The sequence below is a fragment of the Mesorhizobium sp. Root102 genome (genome assembly GCF_001425625.1).
Taxonomy (GTDB): Bacteria; Pseudomonadota; Alphaproteobacteria; order Rhizobiales; family Rhizobiaceae; genus Mesorhizobium.
Map to the genome: position 1 here is coordinate 23717 of NZ_LMCP01000022.1, position 26137 is coordinate 49853.

Consider the following 26137-nt stretch of genomic DNA (forward strand, 5'->3'; position numbering starts at 1 on the left):
TGCGATCCAGATTGCAACTGTCATTGATGCGAGTAGTAGTCCGCCCGCCTCAATGCTTGGTTCGCACGGTGGACCGATCAAGACGGGTCGCGGCTGGCGTTGGGAAAGAACAATTGCTGTCCGTCGATCTGATAGTTGGCGATCGCTTTCTGCCCTTCGGCAGAAACCAGATAGTCGATGAAGCTCTGGCCGAGGTCGGCCTTCACTGTCGGAAATTTCTCCGGATTGACCAACATGACGCCATATTGGTTGAAGAGTCGCTTGTCGCCCTCGACCACGATTTCGAGATCGCCGCGATTCTTGAACGAGAGCCACGTCCCACGGTCGGAAAGAACATAGGCGTTCATGGCGCCGGCGGTGTTCAGCGCCGCGCCCATGCCTTGGCCGATATCGCGATACCACGCGCCCTTGGCCATATCGATGTCGACGCCCGATTCCTTCCAGAGCTTCAGCTCGGCGCTATTCGTGCCGGACTTGTCGCCGCGAGAAACGAACGGCGCTTTTTTGATGCGGATTGTGTCGAAGGCGGCGGTGATATCCGTGGTTCCCTTGACGCCGGCCGGATCGCGCTTGGGGCCTATCAACACGAAATCATTATACATCACGTCGAAGCGCTTCACGCCAAAACCCTCTTCGAGGAATTTCAGCTCCTGCTCCTTGGCGTGCACGAACACGAGGTCAGCATCGCCACGGCGCGCCATGTCGAGCGCTTGCCCGGTGCCCTGCGCGATGACCTTCACGTCGATGCCGGTTTTGGCTTTGAAGATTGGTAGAAGATAGTCGAACAAGCCTGAATCTTGCGTCGAGGTGGTCGAGGCGACGACGATGGATCTGTCCTGCGCAATTGCGGCGACGCTGCCGAAAGAGAGCAAAGCGACTGCGGCTAGGGCGGAAAAGAGACGGCGGTTCAACATGATAACTCCTTGTGTACCGGTCAGATGACGAGATCGCCGCGAATAAACGCGGCAGCCTCGGGGGTCGAAGGACGGTCGAAGAAATCGGCTGCGCCGGCGCGCTCGCAAAGGCGGCCACGAACAAGAAACATCACCTCGCCGGCCAGCCTTCGCACCTGGCCGAGATCATGCGAGGCCATGACTACCTTGATGCCGGATTGCGCCGCCATCAGCACAATCTCCTCGACGCTGCGGGCCGCTGCCGGATCCAGATTGGCGGTAGGTTCGTCGAGCAGCAGCAACTCTGGCTCGCGCGCCAGGGCGCGAGCCAGCGCCACACGCTGCTGTTCGCCGCCTGAAAGTCGTCTGGCCGGGCGGGCGGCAAGTTCCAAGAGCCCGACGCGGGCGAGCGCTTCTTCCATGCGCGCCTTGCGAAGGCTTCGCGGTAGACCCGCCTGCTTCAGGCCATAGGTGACGTTGGCTGCGACCGAGCGGCGCAGCATGACCGGACGCTGGAACAGCATGGCTAGGCGGCCGGGACCTACCGCGTCGCGCCCGCCCCAGCTAACGCTACCTTCTGTAGGACCAACGAGGCCCATGCACAGTCGGAGCAGCGAGGTCTTGCCCGATCCGTTCGGCCCGACAATGAACGTCGGCGCGCCGGGCGTGATCGTAAGGCTCAAGCGATCGAGAATTTTCGTGGCGCCGGCGCACAGCGCTACGCTTTGGAACGTGACAGGGAGATCGCTTGACAGGTCTCGCATCGTCAACCCGCCTTTTCCTCGGACCATGCACGGACGGCCCAGGCGGCGCCGTTGATCACAAGGATCAACGCGATGAGGAGAAGCCCCAATCCCATGGCCAGCGGCAGATTTCCCTTCGAAGTCTCAAGCGCGATCGCCGTAGTCATGGTGCGGGTGAAGCCGTCAATGTTGCCGCCGACGATCATCACGGTGCCGACTTCGGCGGCGGCACGACCAAACCCCGCCAAGAGTGCGGTGATGAGACTGAAGCGGCTGTCCCACAACAGCGTCGCCATGCGGCCCGCCGGCCCGACATTCAACGCGGTCAGTTCGTCGCGATATTCGCGCCATAGATCCTCGACCGTCTGGCGCGTGAGCGCGGCGATGATCGGTACCACCAGCAGCGCCTGGGCGATGATCATGGCCAACGGCGTGAACAGAATGCCAAGTACGCCAAGCGGCCCCGAACGCGACAGGAGAAGAAACACAGTCAGGCCGACCACGACCGGGGGCAGGCCCATGAAACAGTTCAGCAGCACGATCAGCGCGGTGCGGCCGCGAAAGCGCGTCAGCGCGAGCATGGCCCCGAGCGGCAGCCCGACCACAACCGCGATCGCCACCGCCGACAGGCTGACGGCTAGTGAAAGCCGCACGATCGTGTAAAGCGCGGCGTCACCGGTGATAATCAGCTGCCAAGCGTCGAGACTGTCCGGCATTCTCGCCTCCGCGGGCTTTGTCTGCGAAGATTCCCATTCTGTCAAACATTTGAAGCAAACCCAAATTATGCATATAGATGCAGGCATGGATCTCTTGACCACGGCCGAAGCCGCCGACTATCTGCGCCTCGGCGAACGCAAGCTCTATGAACTCGTCGCCGGCAACGCGATCCCCTGCAGCAAGATGACGGGCAAATGGCTGTTTCCTCGTCACGAGCTTGACCGCTGGGTGTTGTCAGGCCTCGGACGGCCGGAAGGAATGATCCCTGCCGAAGCCCCGCCGATCGTCGGCGGCAGCCAGGACGATTTGCTCGAATGGTGCCTACGTCGGTCCGGTTCGGGTCTGGCCTCGCTGAACGAGGGCACCGAGGGTGGCGTCGCCCGACTGCTGCGCGGCGAAATCGCCGCTGCCGCCATTCATTTTCATGGCGCAGGCGATGGCGAAGAGTCGGCCAACGTCGCGGCCGTACGGGCCATGCCGCGTCTGCATGACGCGGTGCTTGTCGCTCTGACGCGCCGAGAGCAGGGGCTTGTACTGGCGCCGGGCAATCCGAAAGGGTTGCAGAGCCTTGGCGACGTCCTGGCCACGAATGCGAAAATTGCTGTCAGGCAGAACGGTGCCGGAGCGCAAATGCTGCTTGACGTTCTATTAGCTCGGTCAGGCGCAGCCCGATCGGATCTGAACCGGCTCGATCCGCCCTGCCTGACCGGCCCCGACCTCGCATCCGCCATACGTGTAGGCGAGGCGGATTGCGGCGTCGCAACGCGGGCGGCGGCGCGCGCCTCCGGCCTCGACTTTGTGCCTTTGCTATGGGAGGATTTTGACTTGCTTATGCGCCAGCGCGTCTATTTTCAGTCACCGCTGCAGGCGTTGCTCCGCTTCCTCGCGAACGGCGACTTGGCAATCCGCGCGGCGGAACTCACCGGCTATGACGTGACGCTGGCAGGGACCATCCGCTTGTCCACCTGACGGGGCCACCGGCAGGCATTAGGCTCAGATTCGCTGTCGCGGAAAATAGAATATCTCGTGCGGAGTGAACAGCCTACGACAAACTGGCAAAGCATCGCGTCGAGAACAGGTTGATAAACCAGTTGACGAAATACGTAACACCGCTGCCGCGTCTGCCAAATGGACCTCGTCTGTCGTTATGAACCATTTCGATGCGAGCGGAGTGATCGCGGCCGATCCTACTGAGTTTTGGGTCGAGCGTCGGTCAGATACGGCGCTCGACGCGGCGAAGGCCCTGCTCGATGCGATAATTCAGAATCTCCGCAGATCCGAATAGGGTTCCGTAGGTGTGCCACAGCGCAGGTAGTCAAGCGGTGCAACACGCCCCTTTGTCTCAGTCTGCGATCCGAGTACGTTTGGAACCCCGGCGATTTGGCGCTCGCGTCGCGCTTTTAAAGATAGAGCCATTTGAAACTGAACCGAGCTGCCGCCGCCAACCCGGAAAAGCACATGACGCCGATGCCCCAGCTCCCCGACCACCTTCTCGCCGGCTACCGCAATTTCACGAGCGGACGCTATCTTGCCGAAAGCGGACGCTATCGCGCGCTGGCCCGCCAAGGCCAGGCGCCGGAAACGATGATCGTTGCCTGCTGCGACTCCCGCGCGGCGCCCGAGACGATCTTCGGCGCCGGCCCCGGCGAACTCTTTGTGTTGCGCAATATCGGCAATCTGCTGCCACCCTACGATCCCGAGGGCGAGTTTGACTCGACCTCGGCCGCGCTCGAATTCGCCGTTCAAAGCCTCAAGGTCAAGAACATCGTCGTCATGGGCCATGGCCGCTGCGGCGGTATCCGCGCCGCGCTCGACACCACCGCGGCACCCCTGTCGCCGGGCGACTTCATCGGCAAATGGATGAGCCTGATCGCGCCAGCCGCCGAAACCGTCTCTTCCAGCACCTTCATGACCGCGACCGAACGCCAGACCGCGCTGGAGCGGATTTCGATCCGCTATTCGATCGCCAATCTCCGGACCTTCCCGCGGGTCTCGATCCTCGAAGGCAAGGGGCGGCTGGCGCTGCATGGCTGCTGGTTCGACATCTCGGCCGGTGAGCTCTGGGTCATGAACAACGATACCGGCGACTTCGAGCGGCCGGAGATGGGGTGAGGTCCGTGCTACTCCTCGCTTGTCATCGGCCGTTTGGCATAATCCAGGTCGTCAACACGGCTTACGGAATCAAGGCGATCGAAAGGCTGGCGGCACTGGCTGCGCCATGCATCATTGCGATCTCCGTATGGATGTATTTCACTCTCGACGGCCTTGCCCAGACCAAAGGACTGAACATCTGGAACTTCCACGCGGAAGGCCATATGTCGCTCATCGTGCTTTTCGTTGCCAATCTCGGCTTCTGGTCGACGATGGCGATAGACATTCCGAACCTCACGCGTTTCGTGAAGACCGAACCTGGTGCAAGAACCTTTCTAAAGCGCAACAAGAGCATTTTCGTAGCGCAACTGCTGCTCTTCCGCTCACCCAGGCGATGATCGCCGGCATCGGCGGCATATCGTTTATCGCCACCGGCAACTGGAATCCCATCGAGGTCATCCAGGCCGAGAGCCAAGGCTTCGCCCTGATCATGCTATTGGTGCTGGTGGTCTTGGCACAATGGTCAACGAATACTGCAGCGAACTTGATCCCATCTATTGGTGAATCTTTCGCCGCGCTTCATCAACTATAAGCTCGGCGTCGCGTTCGCCGGCATCATCGGCACGCTGTGCTTCCCGTGGCTGATCCTCAACAATCTCTTCGTCTTCCTCGGCTACTACGGCGCCTTCCTGTCGGCGATCGGCGGCATTATGACGGCTGACTATTACCTGATCCGGCGGCGTCGGTTGAACGTGCCCGATCTCTACAGCATGACCGGCCAATTTCGGTATACGGGTGGCGTCAACTGGGCCGGGATGATCGGCTGGGTGGTCGCGGGCGGTATCGCGGCATACTATTCGGATTATGCCTTCGTCATCGGCTTCCCGCTCGGTGTGGTGCTGTATTATGTGCTGATGAAAACGCTGGTTTTGCCAACCAATCCGCAGCAGGAAATCGAAAGTGGGTTTGCCGATCGGTTTCTGGCAACGTCCGTCGGCAAGAGTTGCGTCCATCTCGGCCAGGGCGCATTCCAGCGTATGAGCGTTTCCGAATTGGCACTGCCAGTGCAGGTCGCGAAGACCTCTACCGATGAATCGTCAATACCAGCTAGCGCTCGCGCCACACGCGCTCATTGCGAACTAAACGAACATCATGACGACGATCGCACCGATTACGATCAGGACAAGGCCGCCGATCAGCATCGGCAACAGACTGTTGTCCGGGTCGACGCCAGACTCAAACTGCTTTGTTATCGTCTTAACGCTCTTCTTGGGTTCAGCCATGGCTCGTCTCCGTGCGAGAAAAATCGGCAAACATCCGGTAGAGGTAACGCCTGCGTAGGTGACTCTGAAGGCTGTCTGCTTCGTCCTCAAATTGGTCCGGCGACGAGATGGTGCGGCTCTTGATCCGTCGCGGCGAAACATTTTGGCTCCGATCGAAGAGACGTCGACCTTACCCATCGCCTCGCGCCGCGCCGGAAGCTTGGGGTGGTAACGGCCTGCCGAGGAAATGTTGAGGCATCAGTGCGACGTCGGCCAACGTGTAGCGGTCAAGGGTGCTCTGGAAGGAGGCAATCGCTTCGCCAAACATCCTCGAAAGCTTGCAGGTGTCGGTGAGCACGCATTGGTTTCCGGTGGCAAAGCACTCTACAACCGCGAAATCCGGCTCGGTCAGCCGTATGACATCGCCGATCCGGATCATCTCGGGCCGGAGCCCCAGAACAAGACCGCCGGAACGGCCCCGGACTGCTTTCAGGTAGCCGCTACGCGTCAGGGTGTTGGCGACCTTGTTGAGGTGTGTCTTCGACACCTTAAAGGTGCGTGCAGTCTCCTCGATCGTAATCAGGCGGTCGCCAGCGGAGGCCGCGTACATCAGCATCCTCAAAGCATAGTCCGAGAAGTTGGTCAGCCTCACGGGCGGTTCCTCTCTTGGCTCGGCGCGTTGCATGGAAACCAGTCACAAGCCAACCCGGCATCACAGATCTTTTTCGGCAATCGGTTCGAGGCCAATCGTGGTCTCGCCACGATTGAAGGCGATCGCAAGACGGAAGCTGTGAGCGATGCGCAGCGCGCGATTCATGAAGAGCGCCGCCACCTCGGGCGGGCAGATGCGGCGCACCGTGGCGCGAAACAACTTCAACCAACGCCGGAAATGCACCTCGCCAAGGCCGGCTATCGCCAGATGTGGCGGCAGGGGTCGCCCTTCGTATCGGGCCGTTCGCAGCAGTGTCGCGGACCAGAAGTCACACATCTTCGCCAGATGACGCGGCCACTCGTCAGCTTGTATCCTCTGGTGGAAGATGGGTCCAAGAAGCTCATCGCGGCGAATTTCGTCATAGAAGCCATGAACCACGCCACGGATCATGGTTTCGTCAACCACATCCGGCAACGGGACGCCGTCGACGATGATCGTTCTCTTGCTCCGACCTTTCCCGCTCATGTGCGCGCTTCCATCTCCTCAAGGTCCCGGAGGCTTTTGGCATCGTCGCCAGGGACAATCCAAGCTTGGCTTGGACTCGGGTAAGCATCCCAACTAAAACATAGATTGTCAATATATGTTTAGGAACGACGTGGCGGGGACGCGATGTATTGGCAGGCTTTCTGCATGCCTCATAGCCAAAGCGTCAGGTTGGGCATTCCGGATGGCACCACCGTGAAGGCAGACCGCAATGCGATGAGCAGGAAAGCTTGAACCGCAGCCGAGGTCACTGTCCACACGATGCCAGCGGCGTACGTCCGCGACCAACGGGGTCTAGGCATTGCTCAACTGCCTAGGCATGACCATACCAAGCAAGCAAGTGTGCGAATTGGTGGAAATGGTCGGACGCGGGTCATCGAGTATCGCCGTCACCTCACCGGCTGACTGTGCCTGTCGCAGTCCCCCTCGGGTCCGAGGCGCTCGAAGCACCCGGCACACCTGTGAAAGAGCGGGAAGGAAGGCGGAAACGGCGGAGCACGGCCACAGCAACGTGTAAACGATCTCGACGGGATCGTCGTCTGGTCCGTCGCAATCGATAGGCGGAGCCAGTCGTGTGAAAGACGCGACAGGCGAAGAGATCGTGTCGAACAAAGCTTGTGGGATAGCAACGCCATGGCCGATACCCGTCGAGCCGAGGAACTCACGGTGCAAAAGACTACAGAGAACCATCTGCTCGCCCAGCCCGGATCGCCGTGCAATCCTGACTGCGATCCTCGACAAGGCCGAATGCTTTCCCTTTGTGGCGAGGTCAAGCGAAATGTCTTCTTTTGACAAGATGTGGGGGATCATCACAGTCGCCTCTAAGCTGAACCAAACGCGATTGCGAACGAGCGTTCTGCCGCATTGCCTGCGCAAGGCAATGTTCACTTTGGACTGAGTTGGGGTCTGGCTGTCCCGGACGCAAAGCTAGGGTGGTGTTGGCGTCCGGGCTAAAGGCCTGCTTTGAGGCGCTGCGGCTCTCGCCGGGAAGTTAGCATGACAATATTCATAGCAATTCAAATGTAGTGAAAGGCTTTTCGAAATCAAGCGGCACCCAAAGCAGCGGTCGCTTCAGAATTTTTCCATACTGAAGGACAACGCCGGCTCGACCACTAGCGCATCCCCGGCCTTGGTTCGCGAGCCATCCACATGAGCTTGGTGTCTTGGCAATGCGCATTCCGGATTCTTGGCAATCGAATGCGTGAAGAGAATTCATCGATCGCAAACCGGATCCAAAAAATACCAAACAGAAAACACAGGCGTGCAGAAATAATGCACTGAAATGCCAGTTAATTTCGTTTGACGATCAGAACAGTCTCCTGCTTGCTGGCTGGACGCGAACAGGCCGCGCCAGCAAGTGAAAATCGGATTTTTTGACCTCTTCAGATCTTCGGCCATCGCGTTTTTTTAGTTCAACAAGGAGACACGTGATGAAAAAACTCGTCCTCGCAGTTGCCCTGACAATGGGCAGTTCGCTTTGCGCCATGGCGGCGGATGAGGTCATCAAAGCTCCGCCAGCCGCTCCTTACGAACAGGTGAGCAAGCTTGTGAAGCTGCCGGACTTCCTGCCGGGCATGGGCCAACTTTTCGTTGATCCGACGACATTGCCTGCCGGACCATTCCTTGCCTATGACCACGATGGCAAGCTTGTTAGCACGATTTATATGCTGCCGATTAAGGACCTCAATCCGGACAAGCGTTTTGACGACCTCGCTTCTCCCGGCGGCAATGTCGACCATGTCGACGTCTACTATAATGCCGGCCATCCGGGGGTAGAAGAGCCGCATGTCCATGTCGTGCTGTGGCATGTTTCGGCGGCTGACGAGGCACGGGTCGCCAAATGACACTGACGCGTCGTGAGATACTGGGCGCTGGCGGCGGACTCGCCGCCGCTCTTTCCCTCCCTTCTCTGGCCGTGTGGGGCGGCGAGATGGTGGAAATCAAGATGCAAGGGCGCGACGACGGTTCACACGTTTGGTTCGACCCGATAGGCATTCTGATCAAACCAGGACAGACGATCCGCTGGAGTAATCTCAATCCCGGCAATTCGCACACGACGACGGCGTACAATCCCACAAACTTCGAGCGGCCGCTCCGCATGCCCAAGGCGGCAAAATCTTGGGATTCGGACTATCTCCTGCCCAACGAGAGCTTTTCGGTTACCTTCACCGAGCAGGGGGTCTACGATTATTATTGTATCCCGCATGAGCATGCCGGAATGGTCGGCCGTATTATCGTCGGCGAACCAGAGGCACATGGCTGGGCTGAAATGATCGGAGCAAATGGCGACCTGCCGGAGGAGGCCCTCAAGGCATTCCCGACTGTCGAAGACATCATGACGAAAAGGGTCGTCCGGCGCGCTTAGATCATGCGCATGAAAGGCACGGCCTCGGCAACAAGTGGAATCTAATACGGCGGTACCAATTGGAGCGCGAGTTTCTTGGGTGTCGTCCGTGACCTATAGGGGGCGACTTTCATGACAGGCTGCGTGTTTCCGTGTGAAACTCAAACGTCATCTCAGGCGGAACCCGACGCGCGCACCCAGGTGCCGTACACGCCTCTCGATGTCCGAACAGCTGCAGAGCAACGCGAGCGTGCAACGCACCGGCTTGCTGCGCTGGGCGAGATGACAGGCGGTCTTGCCCAAAATCTCCTGGCAGTAATCGAAGCTGGGCTCGGGCTCGCCGAGAGAAGAGCCCACGAGCCCGAAAGCGTGCGTGCTTATATTGCCGCAGCGCGGGAAGCGATCGATCGAGGGGTCGAATTGACGTCGCTGTTGCTCGGCTTTGCAAAGCACCAGGAACTCGATGCCCACGCTGGAGACTTGAATAAGTTCCTCAGGTCTTTTGAGCCATTCCTGAGGTATGGCGCGGGACCCGACGTCCGCGTCAAGCTCGAACTTGGCTCCGATATCCCAGACTGCCTGATCGATCCCGCGCTATTCGATGCTGCTGTACTTAATCTCGTCATGAACGCGCGCGATGCCATGCCAAATGGCGGCGAGATCCGCGTCATCACCGAGCGTTTGGTGCAAACGACGGCGACACCTGACCCGCCCGGGCCGGGAACCTACGCGTGCGTTGGCGTCAAAGACCACGGTTGCGGCATGTCTCCGGAAGTCTTGCGAAAGGTGTTCGATCCTTTCTTCACGACAAAGGGCGAAAAGGGCACCGGGATAGGGATGTCGCAAGTGCAGGCACTAGCGCAGATGGTTGGCGGCCAGATCCGCATTACGAGTGAACGAGGGGTCGGAACGACAGTCGACCTTCTATTCCCATCAATCCAAGCGGGCACTTAAACGTCCAACAAGAGTTCCTACAATTTGGTCTCGCCGCGTGCGACGGAATGCAATCCTGCCAGGGCAGGACCTACCACGCTCTCGTCCGCACTTGCGGATTGCACCGCATAAACCGGATAGGAGAACTGCGGCATTTCAGGCACAAGGTGCAGCCGGCCGGCCTCTAGGTGAGGCTGCACAGAACTCATCCTGAAATATCCGGAGCCGCCAGTCGCAAGAACATAGCTCAGTGCGAGGGGACCGAGATCGAAAGAAAGATCCGGCGCGGCACTCGGGAAATTCATCCCGTGGTGAAGTCCAAAATCCGGCCCCCAATCCATATAAACATAATCCGATTCGTCCAGCAGGCGCGCTTCGGAATTGGTAGTCACAAGGACGAGTTTTTCCTCCAGAAGCAGATCGATCTTCAAACCCGGTCTGTGCGGGGGGGCGTACATGATAGCTAAGTCGACCATTCCCGACGCGACCTGATTGATCAAATCCTGCGGCACATCGACGTGTACTCGAAGTGCAATATCCTGAAGCGAGCTGCGCATCCACCGGACCCAATCGAGCAGAAGAGGTTGCGCAAGGCTGACTTCGCTGCCGGCCGTCAGAACAGCTCGGCGTCCCGGGGGCACGGCTACCTGGTGAAGGGTGCGTTGCCATAGTTGGACGAACATCGGGGCGTGGCGCAGAAATTGCTCACCGGCCGGGGTGAGCGAAGCTCCGCCTTTGTGGCGAATAAAAAGCGCCCGGCCCAATTGCTGCTCGAGGTTGCGGATTCGTGCGCTTACGGTCGTCTGGGCGACATTCAGGCGCTCCGAGGCCCGAATGAAACTCCCGGTCGATACGATCTCGATAAAGGTGCGGGCGAGCTCGATGTCCATGACCGACATAGCATAAAAATTGCGTTTAAATGTCAATCAATTTCGTTTGCTAGATACTTAGCTCCAGCACTAGGCTCGCAGAATTCCACCAAGCCTAGCGCTGGATGCTGCGCAGCGCCGGTTGGAGCGGGCGCAAGCTCTCTCCATCCTCACACATCGTTTTGCCTGCAGCGTCACAGGAGAAATCATGTCGACGAGAGAAAAGAGCCAAGGCGATGTGAGGCGTCGCGACTTTCTGAAGCTGTTCGGCGCGGCTGGCGCGGCCGCGAGTACACTGCCGCTTGGAGGATCCGCATCGGCGGACGAAATGGTGGCCGCGACGGCCGGCAAACCGCTCCATCACGTAACCGACGTCACGAAATCCTATGCCGGGGACTCGGGCTACGAATTCTTCAATGTCAACGAATCCGCCTTCGTCGAGGCGGCGGTCGATACGCTCATTCCCAGCGATTCAACCGGCCCCGGCGCCAAGGAACTCGGCGTTGCGATCTACATCGATCGGCAAATGGCCGGCGGATACGGCAAGGGCGACCGGCTGTATCTGGAAGGGCCGTTCGGCGAGGGCACGCCAGAACAAGGCTATCAATTGCCGACGACGCCATCGGAATTGATCCGGGCCGGCATCGCCGACTTCAGTGCCTATGTGCAGAAGAACCACAACAGCACCTTCGACGGCCTATCGGAAAAAGATCGCGCCGCGATCATGACCGAACTCGACGGCAAGAAGGTGGAGCTTCCAACAGTGCCGACCGCAACCTTCTTCGGGCTTCTGCTGCAGCTCACGATCGAGGGTTATTTCGCCGACCCGATGTATGGCGGAAACAAGGATAGGGCAGCCTGGAAGATGATCGGGTTCCCCGGCGCCGACGCCATGTACATGGACAAGATCGAACCGTTTCGGAACAAGGCCTATACGGCTGATCCGAAGGGCATACAGGATCTCATTTAATCGACGAAAGAAGAAGGAGACTATAACATGGCCACCAAACTCAACGCGGTCGATGTCCTGATTGTCGGTCTTGGGTGGACAGGCGGCATCATTGCCAAGGAGCTTGCATCGACCAAGCTGAAAATCGTCGCCCTTGAGCGGGGAGGGCCACGCGACACCAATCCGGACTTTATCGACCCGCAGATCCATGACGAACTGCGCTACGCCGCTCGCCACGACCTCATGCAGAACGTGCGGCGGGAAACCATCACATTCCGCAACAGTGAATCGCAAACGGCGCTGCCGATGCGTCAACTCGGCTCATTCCTGCCCGGCCAGGGCGTCGGCGGCGCCGGCGTGCACTGGAACGGTGTCACCTGGCGCTGGCTCGAATGGGATCATCAGGCGCGCACCCGGACGATCGACAAATACGGCGAAAAGATCGTCCCTTCGGATATGCACCTGCAGGATTGGCCGATCACCTATGACGATCTCGAGCCCTATTACGACAAGTTCGAAAAAACCTGCGGCACCTCCGGCAAGGCCGGCAATATTAACGGTCGGAAGATCGATGGTGGCAATATTTTCGAGGGATCGCGAAAGGACGAGTACCCCAATCCGCCGATGATTGCTGCGCAGAGCATGGTGATGTTCGAGAAGGCGGCCCGCAATCTCGGCTACCACCCTTTCCCCAACCCATCGTCAAACGCGTCGCGGGACTACATCAATCCGGATGGCGTGGCCTTCGGCCAGTGTCACTACTGTGGCTTCTGCGAACGTTTCGGCTGCGAGGCGAATGCCAAGGCGAGTCCGCATTTTACCGTCATCCCGCTGGCGGTGAAGAACCCGAATTTCGAGCTGCGCACCAACTCGATCGTGCTGAAGGTCAATCTCGACTCCACCCGCAAGAAGGCGGTCAGCGTCACCTATCTCGACGCACGCGGGCGCGAATTCGAACAGCCTGCCGACCTCATCATCCTGTCGGCTTATGCGCTCGGCAACGTCAACCTGCTGCTGCATTCGGGGATTGGCGTGCCCTATGACCCGGCAAAAGGGAAGGGCGTGGTCGGCCGCAACTATGCCTATCAGTGCGGTGGCGGAGCTACCGCCTTCTTCGACAAGAAAACCATCCTGAATCGTTTCATGGGCGCCGGCGCGCTCGGCACCTGCATGGATGATTTCAACGGCGACAACTACGATTTCGCGAAAGCCGGCTACATCGGCGGCGGTGGTATCAGCTGCAGCAACTCGGGTGCCCGGCCGATCCAGTCGCATCCAACACCCCACGGCACGCCGCGTTGGGGCTCCGACTGGAAAAAGGCAGTGGTCGACAATTATGACCACGCGGCAAGCGTTGGCAATCAAGGCGCGGTCATGGCCTACCGACAGAACTATCTAAGCCTCGATCCGACCTACACCGATGTCTTTGGACGTCCGCTGATGAGGATGACGTTCGATTTCCAGGACAACGAGGTAAAGCAAATGAACGGTCAGGCCGACATCTGTGTGAAGATCGCCAAGGAGATGGGTGCGACCAAGGTCGATCGGAGCATTCCCCCCGTCCCCTATTCGATCGTGCCTTATCAGAGCACGCACAATACAGGCGGGGCAGTCTTCGGAGCCGACCCGAGCACCAGCGTTCTGAACAAATATCTTCAGGTTTGGGATGTCCCGAACGTATTCGTCACCGGCGCCTGTGTGTTTCCCCAGAACGCGGGGAAGAACCCGACCGGACCGGTAGGCGCTCTTGCCTACTGGGCGGTGGACGCGATCAAGAATCAGTATCTGAAGAATCCCGGTCCGCTGGTTCATGCCTAATGCCGCGTCTGCCGGAGCCGGATACGTAGTTCGGCTCCGGCAGACTTGGTCGGTTGGATTGACGACCGCAATTCTAACTGTAGTCGGTTCGGCCCATGCGCAGGATACATCTCGAGGCAACGCCGAAGCCGGCGCCGTCGTCTTCAGGAGGTGCATGGCCTGCCACAAGGTGGGCCCTGACGCAATGAACGGAGTAGGTCCGGTCTTGAATGGCGTCGTCGGCCGAGCGGCAGGTGCATATCCGGATTACAGTTATTCTGCGGCGAACAAGAATTCGGGTTTGACCTGGGATGAGCCGACGCTGACGACGTATCTGCGCGCGCCGCGCAAACTGGTGCCTGGCACAAAGATGACATTCGCCGGTCTCAACAAGGACCAGGAGATCGCCGACGTAATCGCCTATCTGAAACAGTTCAACGCTCAAGGACAGAAGGTTGACCCCTGAGTCGGGCGACCTGTCCCGGTGCAAAGCACTCCTGCTGCACCAGGGTCTGGGGTATTCCACGGTCCATCAGATCGGTGACTACCTACGCAGCCATGGTGCGGGCCATCACTGGATCGAGCGATATCGCGGCGACATATTAGTGTTCGTATCAGATCAAGCCGACGAGGTAATCCTTAGAAACGACTCCTCCGGCCTTCTCGATGCTGTCAACGACACGAAGACGGACAGGACACGACGTCGATGAGCGAAAAAATCTTCACCGAGAGAGTAAAGTTGAAACGGGCATATGAGAGCCCGGCTGCCGACGATGGCAAGCGAGTCTTGGTTGACCGGCTTTGGCCGCGCGGGGTCAAGAAGACCGAAGCCGCCATCGACCATTGGATGAAGGAACTCGCGCCAAGCACCGAGCTTCGGAAATGGTTCGGACACGATCCAGCCCGCTGGGAGGAATTCCGCCGGCGATATGCGGCGGAAATCCATGAGCATCGCGATGAACTTGACCGACTGCGCGACCTGATACGGGAGTACGCTGTCACACTCGTCTACTCGGCTCATGACGAGGCCCACAACGATGCGGTCGTCCTTAGAGAGATTTTGCTGAGACATCGATAGAGACGTCACGTCGCTCCTGCACTGCCATTGCCTTCAAAGACATAGGGCGTGCGATCACGACAGCGACAACTCCGGAAACCAAACCAAAGAAAATTCATCCAATCGTCGTTGGGCGCGTTCATTGAGGAGAAAAGCAATGAAATTCTTTGTCGATACCGCCGATATATCTGAAATTCGCGAGCTTGCTGCTGCTGGCGTTCTCGACGGGGTGACCACAAACCCGTCCCTTATCTCAAAGACCGGTCGACCGATCAGGGATGTGATCAAGGAGATTTGCCAGACGATCGAAGGTCCGGTTTCAGCGGAAGTCACCGCGATCGACTTTGACGGCATGATCGCCGAGGGAGAGCGTTTGGCCGACATTGCCGCCAATGTGGCCGTCAAGGTGCCATCCACCTGGGATGGGTTCAGGGCTTGCCGGGAGCTCAATCAGCTCGGACGGAAGGTCAATGTCACGCTCTGCTTTTCAGCCAACCAAGCTCTACTTGCCGCCAAGGCAGGCGCGACCTTCATTTCGCCGTTCGTTGGCAGACTCGATGATCTCGGCCTGGATGGCATGGAGGTGATCCGAGAAATCCGGGCGATCTACGACAACGACAAATCCTTCATGACGGAAATCCTCGCGTCTTCAATTCGCACCCCTCTCCATGTCAAACAGGCGGCGATGGCAGGCGCCCATATCGCTACCGTGCCACCCGCAGTACTCAGAAACCTCGCCAAACATCCACTCACCGACAAGGGCCTAGAGTCCTTTCTTGCCGACTGGGGCAAGACGGGGCAAGCGATCCTGTAATCGTCGCACAGGGGTCGCAGGCGGCTATCATAAAAATTGCATGCAATTGCCGATTAAATTCGTTTGCATGATACCGAAGATGGCGGGAGACTGTCGTGTGAGCTGCTCAAGCAGCGTCCAGTGATGTTTATGCCGGTGCCAAGAACCTGACGGCATCCCAACCAGGCGCGCAGTTCCGAGCCTTGGTAGGCAGGAAGATTTCCCGCGTCTCGGCCGTAGAGTGATTTTTGACCCAGGTTCGCCAAGGAGAAGGAAATGGCTGAAGGTCATACCAAACCAAGCGGGCCGGATCTGGTTCAGGGTATCCCCTTCTCCGATCTTCCCGATGGCGGAAAGCTGGTAGGCCATTGCGGCGATGAACAGGTGCTGCTGGTGCGCCGTGGGACCGAGGTCTTCGCCATTGGCGCGACCTGCACCCATTATGGCGGCCCGCTCGTCGACGGTCTTGTGGTGGAGGATACCGTTCGGTGTCCCTGGCATCACGCATGTTTCGATTTGCGCACAGGCGAGGCCTTGCGCGCCCCTGCCTTCAATCCACTCGCCTGCTGGTCGGTGGAACTGCGCGATAACAGGATATTCGTGGGCGAGAAGCGCAAGCGGACGGCACCGAAGCAGCGCGGTGGGAACACCGGCGAGGTTACCGAGAAGATCGTCATTGTCGGCGGCGGCGCGGCCGGGTTCGGAGCGGCTGAAAGACTGCGGCGCGAACACTATCGAGGCAGCATCGTCATGTTCAGCAATGACGCAGCGCCGCCGGTTGATCGGCCCAATCTTTCCAAGGACTACCTCGCCGGCAAAGCACCGGAGGACTGGGTTCCACTTCGTGGAGAAAGCTTTTACTCAAAGAACGATATCGATCTGCGCCTCAATGCGAATGTCGCCAGCATCGATGAACGCTCTGGCCAAGTTGTGCTCGCCGATGGGGGGCGGACTCCCTACGACAAGCTGCTGCTTGCGACCGGAGCCGAACCGGTCCGCCTGACCATTCCCGGCGCCGATCTGCCACACGTCCATACGCTGCGCTCGTTCGCAGATTGCAAGGCGATCATCACACAAGCCACGACTGCACGCCGCGCCATCGTGCTTGGCGCCAGTTTCATTGGCCTTGAAGTTGCCGCGGCCCTGCGCTCGCGCGACATCGAGGTTCATGTCGTGGCGCCGGGTAAACGGCCCATGGAGCGGATCCTGGGTCCGCAAATGGGCGACTTCATTCGTGCCCTCCATGAGGAGAATGGTGTCGTTTTCCATCTCGAGGATACCGCGAGTAACATCGACGGCAGCACGGTGAAACTCAACAGCGGCAAAAGATTGCCGGCGGACCTTGTTGTCGCCGGTATCGGCGTGAACCCGCGGACCGGGCTTGCCGAAAAGGCGGGGCTCATCCTTGACCGTGGTGTCGTCGTAAATGCCTTTCTGGAGACGAGCGCACCAGACATATTCGCGGCCGGCGACATTGCGCGCTGGCCAGATCCGCACAGTGGCGACAACATTCGGGTCGAGCATTGGATAGTTGCCGAGAGGCAGGGACAGACAGCGGCGCTCAACATGCTCGGCCATCGCGAGAAGTTCGTCGCCGTGCCGTTCTTTTGGAGCCAGCATTACGATGTTCCCATCAACTATGTCGGCCATGCCGAGCAATGGGACGAGATCGCAGTCGATGGAGATATCGCCGCCAAGGATTGCCTGCTGCGCTTCAAGCGCGAAGGTCGCACCTTGGCTGTCGCTTCGATCTTCCGCGACATCGAAAGTCTAAAATCAGAGGTGGAGATGGAGCGCCAAATAGCGACCTAGGAAGCGCTATTCCAGCGCTCTGATCCGAGAAGAGCGCAATCAGAAATGGCAGAGCGGAATGTCGTTGTGACCGAAAGGAGTTCGACTATGTCCACCGAGCAGCGGGAACTTGGCGTCACCAGTGGTTTGCGCACGGTTGCGCCCGCCCAGCATTCAAAGATCGTGACATTCACGGGCGAGGTCGCCAATGACGTGGCCAACGATACTCCGACCTCAGTTGAAATCTTCTCGGATAGCGGCCGCTGGTACTGCCGGGTTCGTCGCGGCGATGAAAAGACTCGGCCGATGGGTCCCTACACCAAACAACAGGCTGAGCGGATCCAGGAGGCTCGGAGACTGTTGATCGCAAAAAGAGGTACCGAACGGATCATGTTCGAGTAAGCGAGGATCTCACGATCACGCCGGCCGACGCACTCACTACTTGATCGTTCGTCATCGAATTTTTGAAACGTTGCGGGCAGACCTGAGGGTCGCCGCATTGCGAAGCCGCGTCTCGCGGCAGGAGGTCTTGTTGGCGCTTCCCTTAGCGCCCCGGCATTCCAACCCATGGAAGGAAAACCCAATGAGCTACAAGTCTATCGTTCTCAATCTCGACATCGACGGTATGGTCGCACCCGTGATCAAGCTCGGTGTCGATCTGGCCCAGCGCTTCGACGCGCGCCTGATAGGTCTTTCGGCTGCCGACGTTCCGCCGCCCGTTGTGATGGAAGGAGGGGTGGCATTCGAAGGAGAGAGCATGATGCGCCAGCGCGAGAGCATCGAGCGACGAATTGAGGACCTCCGCGCGGAATTCGAAAGTCTTGCTGGCGCTTCGGTTGATACGGAATGGCGCGGGGCTGTGGGCAATCCGACCCGCTTGCTTATCGACTCCGCGCGCCTGGCCGATCTTATCGTCACAGCGTCGCCCGAGGGCGCCTCTTCTGGCAACGTTCATCGTTCCACCGATCTCGGCAATCTGATCCTTCAGTCAGGACGACCTGTATTGGTCGCCGCGACCAACCAGGAAGATTTCCGCATCAACAAGGTTCTTGTCGGATGGAAGGATACGCGTGAAGCCAGGCGTGCGGTTACTGATGCCATGCCCTTTTTGCAAATGGCTCAGGAGGTTCGTGTAATCACGATCGAAGATGACGCGACCGATGAAACCTGGAACAGTCTGGACGATGTTGTTGCCTTGCTTTCCTTTCACGGCGTAAAGGCGACGGCGGAAGTTTTTCCGGAAAAATCCGATGGCGGAACGATCGCCGATGTGGCCCACGCGATGCATGCGGATCTGATCATATCCGGCGCCTACGGCCACAGCAGGTTCAGGGAGTGGATCTTTGGCGGTGCTACCCGCTCGCTGCTTGAAAATGATCGACTGAACCGGGTCATGTCGAATTGATCGTGATACGCAAGTCGTGGATGCGCATTGTCAAAACCTGCAAATTCCGCGCGGCTCAAGCGCTCCGGGTTGACCGCCCATCTATAGTGACAAGGCTGTCAGGCAGGCATCAGATGAGCATTCACTCGTTACTCGCCTTCCGTGGCGATCAACATCCAATTGGGCTTTGTTGACGGGGTGTCACAGCCGAACGTCCACGTATCGATCACCTCAACGATCTGCTGGGGATCGCCGGCGACGATCACATCGTTGGCCGAGCGTGTAACGCTGACCACGTCGGAAACGAAGCGAACGGCAATCTCAGCGGTACTATTCTCCGCAAGAGCGTCGACGACCTTTGCTTCGTTCGTGCCGATGAAGGTGAGTTGCAGCATCTCCTCCCGATCCCGGCGGCCGGCAATCGCTCGTTCGAAGATATCGAGCACTTCCGGCCCGACGAGGCGCTTCAACGTTGGGATGTCGCTGTCCGCATACGCGCGCAGGATAGCTTCATAAGCCATCTTGGCGCCGGTCAGAAACGCGGCAAGGTCGAAATTTGGGTCGATCTCTCGGATCGCATCCAAGCGCGTGTCCGCGCAGGATGTGTCGTCGATACTGCCGGTTCGTTGCTCTGTCGGCGCATCGTCCCGCTTGGCCTTGTCGTTGCCTGAGCGCGGCAGAGTTTGGCTCCAACTGCCCAGCAATGCCCAATAGAACGCTATGATCGCCACGAGCAGAATCTGGTTGTTTGGATCTGTGGTTTCGTTCATGACGTTCTCCCGACAGAATGTCGAAGCAGGCGCCGGTTCGGAACCGGAGCTGAATTTTTAGACAATGCGCGGCAGGCGTTCCCATTGATGGAAGGGCGGCGGCGACGGCAGCTGCCATTCCAGCGTGGTCGCCCCTTCGCCCCATGGATTGGCGCCGGCCTGGCGTCTGCGGCTGAAAGCTTCAGCAACCGTGACAAAGAAGACGACAAGTCCGGCCGTTGAAATGTAAGACCCGATGGACGACACGAAATTCCAGCCAGCGAAAGCGTCGGGGTAGTCTGCATAGCGTCGCGGCATGCCGGCCATGCCCAGAAAATGCTGGGGGAAGAAGACGAGGTTGACGCCGATGAACATCAGCCAGAAATGCAGCTTGCCCAGCGTTTCGTTGTACATGTAGCCGGTCATCTTCGGGAACCAGTAGTAGAAGCCGGCGAAGATGGCGAAGACCGCGCCCAATGACAGCACATAGTGGAAGTGGGCGATCACAAAGTAAGTGTCGTGATACACGCGGTCGATACCAGGGTTCGCAACCATGATGCCGGTGACGCCACCAATGGTGAAAAGCAGGACGAAACCGAGAGCCCACATCATGGGTGTCTTGAACTCTATCGATCCTCCCCACATGGTCGCCAGCCACGAAAACACCTTCACGCCGGTTGGGACGGCAATGACCATCGACGCGAAGGCGAAGTAGCGCTGCGTGTCCACCGACAGGCCGGTCGTATACATATGATGTGCCCAGACAACAAAGCCGATCGCGCCGATTGCCACCATTGCATAGGCCATGCCGAGATAGCCGAAGATCGGCTTCTTGGCGAACGTCGAGATGACGTGGCTGATGATGCCGAAGCCAGGCAGAATCATGATGTAAACTTCGGGATGGCCGAAGAACCAGAACAGATGCTGGTAAAGAATAGGATCGCCGCCGCCGGATGGCGAAAAGAACGTCGTCCCGAAATTGCGATCGGTTAAAAGCATGGTCACTGCGCCGGCGAGCACCGGCAGCGACATGAGAAGCATGAACGCGGTGACCAGCATCGACCAGGCGAACAGAGGCATCTTGTGCATCGTCATGCCGGGTGCGCGCATGTTGAAGATGGTGGTGATGAAGTTGATCGCACCGAGGATCGAGGAAGCGCCCGAAAGATGGATCGACAGGATGACGAGGTCCACGGCGGGACCCGGCTGGCCGTCCGTCGAATAGGGCGGATAGAGCGTCCAGCCGCCACCATGACCGAGCGTGCCGGGCGCTCCTGGAACGAACATTGAGGTGAGGAACAGGATAAACGACATCACCAGAAGCCAGAACGAGATATTGTTCAGGCGCGGGAATGCCATATCAGGCGCCCCGATCATGATCGGCACCATCCAATTGCCGAAGCCACCGATCAGCGCCGGCATCAGGACGAAAAAGATCATGACCAACCCATGTGCGCTGACGACGACGTTGTAGACACCCGGATCGCCAAAAATTTGCAAACCCGGTTCCTGCAACTCCATGCGGATCAACACGGACAGCGCGGTGCCGAAGACCCCCGCCATGATCGAGAACAGCAGATAAAGCGTCCCAATATCCTTGTGGTTGGTCGAGAACAGCCACCGGACGAGAAACCGGGGCTTGTGGTCATCCAAGGTCGTGGTTTGATTGGACATGATGTGCTTCCTGCTCTTTGCTGCTAGCAGGCAGGGCAGACTCAACGATGGATCTGCGGTTCGCCGTCGCAAGGGGACCAGGTCTTGCCTGCACTCATTCATTCATCCGTGACGATCACATCCATCGGAATGTCGTGTGGCTGCGGATAGATGGTCTGGATCCTGCTGCCGGCGTAACCGACGCCGACGATGAGAGGCCGCCTCGGCGCGGCGGCCAGCGTTCGGTCGAAGAAGCCGCCGCCATAACCCAGGCGATAGTTTGCCTGGTCGAAACCGACAACGGGCGCGATGACCACATCCGGTTGGACGGCAGGTCCATGAGAGGGGACAAGAATATTCCAGACTCCGCGTTCGAGCGGGTCTCCCGGCCCCCAGATACGAAACTCCAGCGGCCAGCCTTTCTTGATGACGACCGGCAGCGCGATGCGCCCGCCGCGCTCGATCACCCGGATCGCCCAGTTGCGAAGGTCCGGTTCGCCTCGAAAAGGCCAGTAACCGCTGATGATGCGGCCGCTCACCCGGCCGACAGCCAGGTCGAGAGCGGAAGCGATGCGAAAAGACCTCGCAAGGCGTTCCTCGGCGTCGACAGCGAGACGCTCGTCGATCAGGCGCTTGCGTTCCGCCTTGCGCCATCGACAGACATCCGGCCAGGCTTCCTGCATAGTGGAGTCGCCGCCATATCCTGGAACAAGTTCGTGCATGAAGCAGGGCGGAGAGGCGTACTCTCGCGTTTCCAAGGGAAAATCCTCCTGATCAGACATTGCGCGCTCCATTGACCGTTGCAGCAGAAACCATTTCGCTCCTATCAACGTTGCACTGCAAAAAACGGAAGGCAAACGGAATTAAATGCTGTATTGATGCAAAATTATTGCACTTAACCGGAAACCGGAATGGACATCGACCGCGCTCGCACGTTTTTAGAAATCGTTCATTCCGGCAGCTTTCTGAAAGCCGCCGACCGGCTCCACGTCACCCAGACCACGGTAAGCGCTCGGATACGCACGCTGGAGGAAGAGCTCGGACGTCAGCTCTTTATCCGCAATCGCAATGGCGCGCAGTTGACGCCGGCGGGCCGGGAGTTCGAGCGGTTTGCCCAGTCATTCGTGCAAATCTGGGAGCGGGCACGCCACCAGCTCGCCATCCCATCGGGACGGACAAGCGTCGTTGCCCTGGGCGGAGAGCTCAGCCTATGGAACCCACTGCTGCTCGACTGGCTGATCTGGATGAAGAAGGCCAGGCCGGAAATCGCCATCCAAGCCCAAGTCGGCGTGCCGGACCAGCTCCTCGAGCAGCTCAGGACCGGCGTTCTGGACATCGCGGTGCTCTATGCGCCGAAGCTGCTGCCGGGTTTCAGGGTAGAGCTTCTCGTCGAGGAGCAGCTCGTCCTGGTTCGGACCACGGACAGAGAGGGGGAACCGGTCGGCTCCAAGGACTATGTCTACGTCGATTGGGGGCCGCTGTTTGCCGCCCAGCATGGTTCCAGTTCCTCTGCCTTTGGCGAGCCGGGTCTAATGGTAGGCCTCGGTCCGCTTGGGCTGAGCTACATCCTGCGCGCTGGCGGAATGGGTTATTTCCGCAGGGGCGCCGCAGCTCCCCATATCGAGGCGGGGCAGCTCGAGGTAGTGGAAGGCGCGCCGGAATTCACCTATCCGGCCTATGCAGTATATCCGGAAGCAAGCGAGGCGCGAGCCGACGTGCAGGAGGCGCTACGCGGGTTGAAGCAAGTTGCGAAATGATCGTCCCTCCAGGAGCGAAGCCACGGTCCGCGTGACCGGAAGGATGGGTTGCCATGCATTGAGCGAACATGTCTTATCCGTTCCACACCGTCGGCCACTCGACCCGTCGATTGCCGAATTCGTTGCCTGCTGCGGATTGGAGAAATCGCCTTGGGGGTCGACACAAGAACCCTCCGGCCTTCGCGGGCGAACCCGCGATTTAAGGCTATCCGACTAACGACAAAGCCTTTCGACGCGCCGGGGGATTCCGCATACTCGAATGCACCTATGGGCCGCTTGGTTCCTGTGGGAGAACAGTCCAAGCCAGCATCGCAAAGACTGCAATGACAACCACCGCGCCAACGGCGTTGCCGATCAGGCAAGCCGTCTAGCTGTTGGCATCGTCGGTCATTTACATCTCGATAAAAGCGTAGGCCAGGCCAAAGATTCCGGTCATGAGAACGGCGAAGTATGCCCAGCCTCTCAACGCGGCTCGAACATCTTCAGGCTTCGCGCCTTTCTGGTTGTCATAATCGTCCATAATCAGATCCGTTTGTCGGCCTCACTTGGTACAGGCAAGGGCTGACGGAACGCTTGTCTATCCGCCGCGCAGCCTTCGGCATAGTCGAGCTTTCAGGCGGCTGACGGACCCGGGTCGTCGAACCCGGTGTCGAAAGCCGCCGTGACTTGGTTTGCCGCTTTGTCTCGCGGCTCATCGGAACGATGGACGACGCGCAGAACTGGTCCGTCCGGTCGCCACGAGCCCGGCGCAGCACCCCCCGCCAGCTTCAGTCTCTCGCGCCTTGCGGCTTCTGGCTGATAGACCACTTCATGCACAGTCAGCGTTTCAAGGCCGCCGTCCGCTGTCGGAATGGACATGGACTGACCTTCGGCCAGACCAAGCAGCGCCAGGCCGCGCGGATTGGTGATTGGCAAGAGCATGCCAACCAGACCGCGCATCTCGTCATGTGCGACGATGCGGGTTTCGGCAGGGCCGTCGTTCACCCGATAAGCCACGCGGGTGCTGAGTGTCACGACGGTTGCCGGGATGTCTTCCCGAAACATTACAACCGCGCTCGAAATCTTCCGTTGAAGTATAGCCGAGAGGGCATCGCCGCGGGCAGGGCGGCGCTCCTGCATCACTTCAAGTATCGTGTAGTCCTTGGTGGTCAGTTGGCAGCTATCGATAGTGGACATGGCGCGTCTCCGGCCGGCCCTGTGCAAGGGATCCGGCGTCAAGCAAATTGATCGGGTGTGGAAAGCTACCCCTGTGCCGGGCCAGGATAGGCCGGCGCAGGGGTCACACTCCCGCGATGAGGCTGCCCGCGCGATTGAGGAGACGGATGGAAACGCCCATGTCTAGACGCCCGCCGCAATTGTCGAGTACGGTGGCACGCGCCGATCGGCTGTATCGCCGTCCGGAGCGGGCTGGCTCACGTCAAGCACTAACAATTCGTGCCGACGCCCATCCCGGGCGGTCCACATGATCGACTGCCCGGCCGCCAGGCCGATCAGGGCCGTGCCAATCGGCGTAAGGATCGAAACCTTGCCTTCGGAGATGTCGGCATCGCCAGGGAAAACCAGCGTCACCGTTTTCCGATCGCCGGTGTCGGGCTTGAACGTCACAGTCGAGCCCATCCGGACGGTGCCGGCTGAGACCCAACCATCGGCGACGATGCGCGCGCGCTCAAGTTCCGCAAGCAACTCATCGGACGCCTCCGGATTTCGTGCGGCAACGGTGTTCGCGAGGGCCGATAAACGTGTGTGATCCGACTGCGAGATTCGGATGTTCGGCTTGCGCCGGGTTTTCTTGGTGGCTTGCATTTGAATACTCATGTTTCTGCCTCGCCCGGGACCCGCCAAGGGATCGCCGACATTGTCAGTGCGACGGAAATTTAGTTGAATGCGCCGATCTGCAGGGACCGATGCGGCCCTGCGCCAATGTCACATGTCGATTTTACATGTTCACCCCTCGGCCCGGGGCGCGCATGGCAGCCGAGCCGGGGGTTACGATCCCGCTATGGGGCAAACCCGGAAAAGAAAATCACGACGGATTTTGGCGACGGTGCTCATAAGGCTATAGTTGGTGACGTTATCCGCGAAGTCAAGGCGACCGACGTTAGCCTGAAGCCTGATACCGGCGGATCGATCACTTCCGGCGCGATATTAGCACTGGGCAGCAGCGCTTGCGGCGCGAGGGAGCAGCCGCCTAGGATGGCACACAGGATAGGCGCGGTCTCGTCAACTCAGATCGCCAACTGCCCTGACAATCTGCCGATGGAGTAACAACCTCGCGAACAAAGAACACGGAGCTGACAATGAAAATCCTTGCGGCGACAGATTTTTCCACCCGTTCACAGCGGGCATTGCGGCGGGCCGGTCTTTTGGCTCGCGACGTCAGCGCGGAACTCACACTCGTCCATGTCGTCGACGATGACCAACCCGTAGACATGCTCAAACTCGAAAGACGGGAGGCACAGAGATATATTGAAGAACAAATGGCCTCGATCCCCGAACTGCAGGGACTTCAGTGTGATTCCGTGGTTGTCGCCGGCGATCCGTTCGACGGCATTCTGAAGGCGGCCGAGGCACGTTCGATCGATCTCATCGTCATGGGCGCGCACCGCAAGCAGTTGCTACGCGATATTTTTGTCGGAACGACCATCGAACGTGTGATCCGTACAGGGCCATGCCCGGTGCTCATGGTGAATGCAGAAGTAGAACATTCATACAAAAAGGTGATGGCCGCCGTGGACATGTCCAATCCGTCGGCGCGCGCTATCAGGACGGCGAGGGAAGCCGGGCTGATAGGCGACGCCAGTCTTTCGCTGGTCCATGGTTTCGATGCGTTCGCCAAGGGAAAAATGTCAAATGCTGGAATAGGCAAGGACGAGATCGCGCGCTACGTGGCGACAGAGCGTTTGCAGGTGGGCAGGGAACTGGTCGCATTTCTGGAAGCGAACGACTTTGGCGTCGACAACTGGTCGCTGCGTATCAAGGAAGGAGGCCCCGTCGAAGCGATAACGGAGGCGATCAAGGAGGTTGCGCCCGATCTCCTGGTGATCGGAACGCATGGCCGTTCGGGCCTCATCAAGGTACTTCTGGGAAGCGTGACGGAAAGCATTCTGCGATCGGTCGACGTGGATGTTTTCGCGGTGCCGCCGATCCGGACTTGATCAAG

At 59.1% G+C, this 26137-nt stretch carries 31 protein-coding genes; 18 read left to right on the forward strand and 13 right to left on the reverse strand.

Going from position 1 to position 26137, the window contains the following annotated elements:
- Positions 1 to 77: 77 nt before the first annotated feature.
- From ASD12_RS18385 to ASD12_RS18395, 3 genes are read right to left on the reverse strand one after another with little or no spacing between them, the layout of a single operon-like run.
- Complete coding sequence (locus ASD12_RS18385; protein WP_056568116.1) at positions 78 to 914, reverse strand: substrate-binding domain-containing protein; 837 nt, start codon at positions 912 to 914, stop codon at positions 78 to 80.
- Between the two features lie 20 nt (positions 915 to 934).
- Positions 935 to 1657, reverse strand: coding sequence for an ATP-binding cassette domain-containing protein (locus tag ASD12_RS18390; RefSeq protein ID WP_056568120.1), 723 nt, complete (start codon positions 1655 to 1657; stop codon positions 935 to 937).
- Between the two features lie 2 nt (positions 1658 to 1659).
- Complete coding sequence (locus tag ASD12_RS18395) at positions 1660 to 2352, reverse strand: ABC transporter permease (protein WP_056568123.1); 693 nt, start codon at positions 2350 to 2352, stop codon at positions 1660 to 1662.
- Between the two features lie 85 nt (positions 2353 to 2437).
- On the opposite strand from ASD12_RS18395, the gene ASD12_RS18400 reads away from it, so the two are divergent.
- The 5 genes from ASD12_RS18400 to ASD12_RS34905 all read left to right on the forward strand — a co-directional run bounded on the left by ASD12_RS18400 (position 2438) and on the right by ASD12_RS34905 (position 5850).
- Positions 2438 to 3322 carry a helix-turn-helix transcriptional regulator gene (locus tag ASD12_RS18400; protein ID WP_056568126.1) on the forward strand — a complete coding sequence of 295 codons (885 nt, stop codon included), beginning with the start codon at positions 2438 to 2440 and terminating at the stop codon, positions 3320 to 3322.
- A 498-nt stretch (positions 3323 to 3820) separates the two neighbouring features.
- Complete coding sequence (locus tag ASD12_RS18405) at positions 3821 to 4465, forward strand: carbonic anhydrase (protein WP_056568232.1); 645 nt, start codon at positions 3821 to 3823, stop codon at positions 4463 to 4465.
- Between the two features lie 5 nt (positions 4466 to 4470).
- Positions 4471 to 4842, forward strand: a complete 372-nt coding sequence (locus ASD12_RS34895) for a cytosine permease (RefSeq protein WP_200953704.1) — start codon at positions 4471 to 4473, stop codon at positions 4840 to 4842.
- Positions 4839 to 5036 (forward strand): hypothetical protein, encoded by a 198-nt coding sequence (locus ASD12_RS34900; RefSeq protein WP_200953705.1) that lies wholly within the window; start codon positions 4839 to 4841, stop codon positions 5034 to 5036. The genes ASD12_RS34895 and ASD12_RS34900 overlap by 4 nt, the downstream gene beginning before the upstream one ends.
- Positions 5005 to 5850, forward strand: coding sequence for a cytosine permease (locus tag ASD12_RS34905; RefSeq protein ID WP_244482894.1), 846 nt, complete (start codon positions 5005 to 5007; stop codon positions 5848 to 5850). The genes ASD12_RS34900 and ASD12_RS34905 overlap by 32 nt, the downstream gene beginning before the upstream one ends.
- Before the next feature lie 46 nt (positions 5851 to 5896).
- On the opposite strand, the gene ASD12_RS18415 is transcribed toward ASD12_RS34905, so the two are convergent.
- The 3 genes from ASD12_RS18415 to ASD12_RS18425 all read right to left on the reverse strand — a co-directional run bounded on the left by ASD12_RS18415 (position 5897) and on the right by ASD12_RS18425 (position 7711).
- Positions 5897 to 6358, reverse strand: coding sequence for an Rrf2 family transcriptional regulator (locus ASD12_RS18415; protein WP_056568130.1), 462 nt, complete (start codon positions 6356 to 6358; stop codon positions 5897 to 5899).
- 60 nt (positions 6359 to 6418) lie between these two features.
- Positions 6419 to 6883, reverse strand: a complete 465-nt coding sequence (locus tag ASD12_RS18420) for a group III truncated hemoglobin (protein WP_056568133.1) — start codon at positions 6881 to 6883, stop codon at positions 6419 to 6421.
- A gap of 312 nt (positions 6884 to 7195) precedes the next feature.
- Entirely contained in the window at positions 7196 to 7711 is a 516-nt protein-coding gene (locus tag ASD12_RS18425) for a PTS sugar transporter subunit IIA (protein WP_082525519.1), read from the reverse strand.
- Between the two features lie 620 nt (positions 7712 to 8331).
- Here ASD12_RS18425 and ASD12_RS18430 point away from each other — a divergent pair.
- The 3 genes from ASD12_RS18430 (at position 8332) to ASD12_RS18440 (ending at position 10199) form a co-directional block, all read left to right on the forward strand.
- Complete coding sequence (locus ASD12_RS18430) at positions 8332 to 8745, forward strand: DUF5602 domain-containing protein (protein ID WP_056589037.1); 414 nt, start codon at positions 8332 to 8334, stop codon at positions 8743 to 8745.
- Positions 8742 to 9266 (forward strand): plastocyanin/azurin family copper-binding protein, encoded by a 525-nt coding sequence (locus ASD12_RS18435; protein WP_056589040.1) that lies wholly within the window; start codon positions 8742 to 8744, stop codon positions 9264 to 9266. The genes ASD12_RS18430 and ASD12_RS18435 overlap by 4 nt, the downstream gene beginning before the upstream one ends.
- A gap of 111 nt (positions 9267 to 9377) precedes the next feature.
- The gene (locus tag ASD12_RS18440) at positions 9378 to 10199 is read left to right on the forward strand and encodes an ATP-binding protein (protein ID WP_056589043.1); all 822 of its coding nucleotides are present in this window, start codon (positions 9378 to 9380) and stop codon (positions 10197 to 10199) included.
- Positions 10200 to 10216: 17 nt separating this feature from the next.
- Here ASD12_RS18440 and ASD12_RS18445 read toward each other — a convergent pair whose 3' ends face one another.
- Positions 10217 to 11104, reverse strand: coding sequence for a LysR family transcriptional regulator (locus tag ASD12_RS18445; RefSeq protein WP_244482890.1), 888 nt, complete (start codon positions 11102 to 11104; stop codon positions 10217 to 10219).
- 151 nt (positions 11105 to 11255) lie between these two features.
- Between ASD12_RS18445 and ASD12_RS18450 the strand changes: the two genes are divergently transcribed.
- From ASD12_RS18450 to ASD12_RS18490, 8 genes are all read left to right on the forward strand, one after another.
- Positions 11256 to 12017 (forward strand): gluconate 2-dehydrogenase subunit 3 family protein, encoded by a 762-nt coding sequence (locus ASD12_RS18450; RefSeq protein ID WP_056589045.1) that lies wholly within the window; start codon positions 11256 to 11258, stop codon positions 12015 to 12017.
- A 27-nt stretch (positions 12018 to 12044) separates the two neighbouring features.
- Positions 12045 to 13814 carry a GMC family oxidoreductase gene (locus ASD12_RS18455; protein WP_056589048.1) on the forward strand — a complete coding sequence of 590 codons (1770 nt, stop codon included), beginning with the start codon at positions 12045 to 12047 and terminating at the stop codon, positions 13812 to 13814.
- Entirely contained in the window at positions 13807 to 14259 is a 453-nt protein-coding gene (locus ASD12_RS35765) for a cytochrome c family protein (RefSeq protein ID WP_156398614.1), read from the forward strand. The genes ASD12_RS18455 and ASD12_RS35765 overlap by 8 nt, the downstream gene beginning before the upstream one ends.
- A gap of 240 nt (positions 14260 to 14499) precedes the next feature.
- Positions 14500 to 14871, forward strand: coding sequence for a DUF488 domain-containing protein (locus tag ASD12_RS18470; protein ID WP_056589056.1), 372 nt, complete (start codon positions 14500 to 14502; stop codon positions 14869 to 14871).
- Between the two features lie 136 nt (positions 14872 to 15007).
- Positions 15008 to 15664 carry a fructose-6-phosphate aldolase gene (gene fsa, locus ASD12_RS18475; RefSeq protein WP_056589058.1) on the forward strand — a complete coding sequence of 219 codons (657 nt, stop codon included), beginning with the start codon at positions 15008 to 15010 and terminating at the stop codon, positions 15662 to 15664.
- A gap of 255 nt (positions 15665 to 15919) precedes the next feature.
- The gene (locus ASD12_RS18480; RefSeq protein ID WP_056589062.1) at positions 15920 to 17455 is read left to right on the forward strand and encodes an FAD-dependent oxidoreductase; all 1536 of its coding nucleotides are present in this window, start codon (positions 15920 to 15922) and stop codon (positions 17453 to 17455) included.
- 87 nt (positions 17456 to 17542) lie between these two features.
- Positions 17543 to 17836 carry a hypothetical protein gene (locus ASD12_RS18485; RefSeq protein ID WP_156398615.1) on the forward strand — a complete coding sequence of 98 codons (294 nt, stop codon included), beginning with the start codon at positions 17543 to 17545 and terminating at the stop codon, positions 17834 to 17836.
- Positions 17837 to 18017: 181 nt separating this feature from the next.
- A complete protein-coding gene (locus ASD12_RS18490) occupies positions 18018 to 18839 on the forward strand; it encodes a universal stress protein (RefSeq protein ID WP_056589068.1) in 822 nt (273 codons plus the stop codon).
- Positions 18840 to 18967: 128 nt separating this feature from the next.
- On the opposite strand, the gene ASD12_RS18495 is transcribed toward ASD12_RS18490, so the two are convergent.
- The 3 genes from ASD12_RS18495 to ASD12_RS18505 all read right to left on the reverse strand — a co-directional run bounded on the left by ASD12_RS18495 (position 18968) and on the right by ASD12_RS18505 (position 22002).
- Positions 18968 to 19588 carry a Tim44/TimA family putative adaptor protein gene (locus ASD12_RS18495; RefSeq protein ID WP_056589070.1) on the reverse strand — a complete coding sequence of 207 codons (621 nt, stop codon included), beginning with the start codon at positions 19586 to 19588 and terminating at the stop codon, positions 18968 to 18970.
- Positions 19589 to 19645: 57 nt separating this feature from the next.
- A complete protein-coding gene (gene ctaD / locus ASD12_RS18500; protein WP_056589073.1) occupies positions 19646 to 21241 on the reverse strand; it encodes a cytochrome c oxidase subunit I in 1596 nt (531 codons plus the stop codon).
- Between the two features lie 98 nt (positions 21242 to 21339).
- Positions 21340 to 22002: a 5-formyltetrahydrofolate cyclo-ligase gene (locus ASD12_RS18505; protein WP_082525522.1), complete on the reverse strand. Its 663-nt coding sequence runs from the start codon at positions 22000 to 22002 to the stop codon at positions 21340 to 21342.
- A 129-nt stretch (positions 22003 to 22131) separates the two neighbouring features.
- On the opposite strand from ASD12_RS18505, the gene ASD12_RS18510 reads away from it, so the two are divergent.
- Positions 22132 to 22977, forward strand: a complete 846-nt coding sequence (locus tag ASD12_RS18510; RefSeq protein WP_056589078.1) for a LysR family transcriptional regulator — start codon at positions 22132 to 22134, stop codon at positions 22975 to 22977.
- 391 nt (positions 22978 to 23368) lie between these two features.
- Here ASD12_RS18510 and ASD12_RS35770 read toward each other — a convergent pair whose 3' ends face one another.
- The 3 genes from ASD12_RS35770 to rnk form a co-directional block, all read right to left on the reverse strand.
- Positions 23369 to 23497: a hypothetical protein gene (locus ASD12_RS35770; RefSeq protein WP_280139568.1), complete on the reverse strand. Its 129-nt coding sequence runs from the start codon at positions 23495 to 23497 to the stop codon at positions 23369 to 23371.
- Between the two features lie 92 nt (positions 23498 to 23589).
- Positions 23590 to 24153, reverse strand: a complete 564-nt coding sequence (locus ASD12_RS18515; RefSeq protein ID WP_056589079.1) for a hypothetical protein — start codon at positions 24151 to 24153, stop codon at positions 23590 to 23592.
- Positions 24154 to 24315: 162 nt separating this feature from the next.
- Positions 24316 to 24780 carry a nucleoside diphosphate kinase regulator gene (gene rnk, locus ASD12_RS18520; RefSeq protein ID WP_056589080.1) on the reverse strand — a complete coding sequence of 155 codons (465 nt, stop codon included), beginning with the start codon at positions 24778 to 24780 and terminating at the stop codon, positions 24316 to 24318.
- Positions 24781 to 25274: 494 nt separating this feature from the next.
- On the opposite strand from rnk, the gene ASD12_RS18525 reads away from it, so the two are divergent.
- Positions 25275 to 26132 carry a universal stress protein gene (locus tag ASD12_RS18525; protein ID WP_056589081.1) on the forward strand — a complete coding sequence of 286 codons (858 nt, stop codon included), beginning with the start codon at positions 25275 to 25277 and terminating at the stop codon, positions 26130 to 26132.
- The last annotated feature ends 5 nt before the right edge of the window (positions 26133 to 26137 follow it).

Excerpts from the sequence above, each read along its gene's own strand:
- ASD12_RS18515 (WP_056589079.1), bottom strand. The coding sequence starts at position 24,153 with ATGTCCACTATCGATAGCTGCCAACTGACCACCAAGGACTACACGATA.
- ASD12_RS18480 (WP_056589062.1), top strand. The coding sequence starts at position 15,920 with ATGGCTGAAGGTCATACCAAACCAAGCGGGCCGGATCTGGTTCAGGGT.
- ASD12_RS18430 (WP_056589037.1), top strand. The coding sequence starts at position 8,332 with ATGAAAAAACTCGTCCTCGCAGTTGCCCTGACAATGGGCAGTTCGCTT.
- ASD12_RS18470 (WP_056589056.1), top strand. The coding sequence starts at position 14,500 with ATGAGCGAAAAAATCTTCACCGAGAGAGTAAAGTTGAAACGGGCATAT.
- ASD12_RS18450 (WP_056589045.1), top strand. The coding sequence starts at position 11,256 with ATGTCGACGAGAGAAAAGAGCCAAGGCGATGTGAGGCGTCGCGACTTT.
- ASD12_RS18485 (WP_156398615.1), top strand. The coding sequence starts at position 17,543 with ATGTCCACCGAGCAGCGGGAACTTGGCGTCACCAGTGGTTTGCGCACG.
- ASD12_RS18495 (WP_056589070.1), bottom strand. The coding sequence starts at position 19,588 with ATGAACGAAACCACAGATCCAAACAACCAGATTCTGCTCGTGGCGATC.
- ASD12_RS18490 (WP_056589068.1), top strand. The coding sequence starts at position 18,018 with ATGAGCTACAAGTCTATCGTTCTCAATCTCGACATCGACGGTATGGTC.
- ASD12_RS18400 (WP_056568126.1), top strand. The coding sequence starts at position 2,438 with ATGGATCTCTTGACCACGGCCGAAGCCGCCGACTATCTGCGCCTCGGC.
- ctaD (WP_056589073.1), bottom strand. The coding sequence starts at position 21,241 with ATGTCCAATCAAACCACGACCTTGGATGACCACAAGCCCCGGTTTCTC.
- ASD12_RS18505 (WP_082525522.1), bottom strand. The coding sequence starts at position 22,002 with ATGTCTGATCAGGAGGATTTTCCCTTGGAAACGCGAGAGTACGCCTCT.
- ASD12_RS18435 (WP_056589040.1), top strand. The coding sequence starts at position 8,742 with ATGACACTGACGCGTCGTGAGATACTGGGCGCTGGCGGCGGACTCGCC.
- ASD12_RS18455 (WP_056589048.1), top strand. The coding sequence starts at position 12,045 with ATGGCCACCAAACTCAACGCGGTCGATGTCCTGATTGTCGGTCTTGGG.
- ASD12_RS18420 (WP_056568133.1), bottom strand. The coding sequence starts at position 6,883 with ATGAGCGGGAAAGGTCGGAGCAAGAGAACGATCATCGTCGACGGCGTC.
- rnk (WP_056589080.1), bottom strand. The coding sequence starts at position 24,780 with ATGCAAGCCACCAAGAAAACCCGGCGCAAGCCGAACATCCGAATCTCG.
- fsa (WP_056589058.1), top strand. The coding sequence starts at position 15,008 with ATGAAATTCTTTGTCGATACCGCCGATATATCTGAAATTCGCGAGCTT.
- ASD12_RS18525 (WP_056589081.1), top strand. The coding sequence starts at position 25,275 with ATGAAAATCCTTGCGGCGACAGATTTTTCCACCCGTTCACAGCGGGCA.
- ASD12_RS18510 (WP_056589078.1), top strand. The coding sequence starts at position 22,132 with ATGGACATCGACCGCGCTCGCACGTTTTTAGAAATCGTTCATTCCGGC.
- ASD12_RS18425 (WP_082525519.1), bottom strand. The coding sequence starts at position 7,711 with ATGATCCCCCACATCTTGTCAAAAGAAGACATTTCGCTTGACCTCGCC.
- ASD12_RS35765 (WP_156398614.1), top strand. The coding sequence starts at position 13,807 with ATGCCTAATGCCGCGTCTGCCGGAGCCGGATACGTAGTTCGGCTCCGG.
- ASD12_RS18405 (WP_056568232.1), top strand. The coding sequence starts at position 3,821 with ATGCCCCAGCTCCCCGACCACCTTCTCGCCGGCTACCGCAATTTCACG.
- ASD12_RS18440 (WP_056589043.1), top strand. The coding sequence starts at position 9,378 with ATGACAGGCTGCGTGTTTCCGTGTGAAACTCAAACGTCATCTCAGGCG.
- ASD12_RS35770 (WP_280139568.1), bottom strand. The coding sequence starts at position 23,497 with ATGGACGATTATGACAACCAGAAAGGCGCGAAGCCTGAAGATGTTCGA.
- ASD12_RS18390 (WP_056568120.1), bottom strand. The coding sequence starts at position 1,657 with ATGCGAGACCTGTCAAGCGATCTCCCTGTCACGTTCCAAAGCGTAGCG.
- ASD12_RS18385 (WP_056568116.1), bottom strand. The coding sequence starts at position 914 with ATGTTGAACCGCCGTCTCTTTTCCGCCCTAGCCGCAGTCGCTTTGCTC.
- ASD12_RS18395 (WP_056568123.1), bottom strand. The coding sequence starts at position 2,352 with ATGCCGGACAGTCTCGACGCTTGGCAGCTGATTATCACCGGTGACGCC.
- ASD12_RS34900 (WP_200953705.1), top strand. The coding sequence starts at position 4,839 with ATGATCGCCGGCATCGGCGGCATATCGTTTATCGCCACCGGCAACTGG.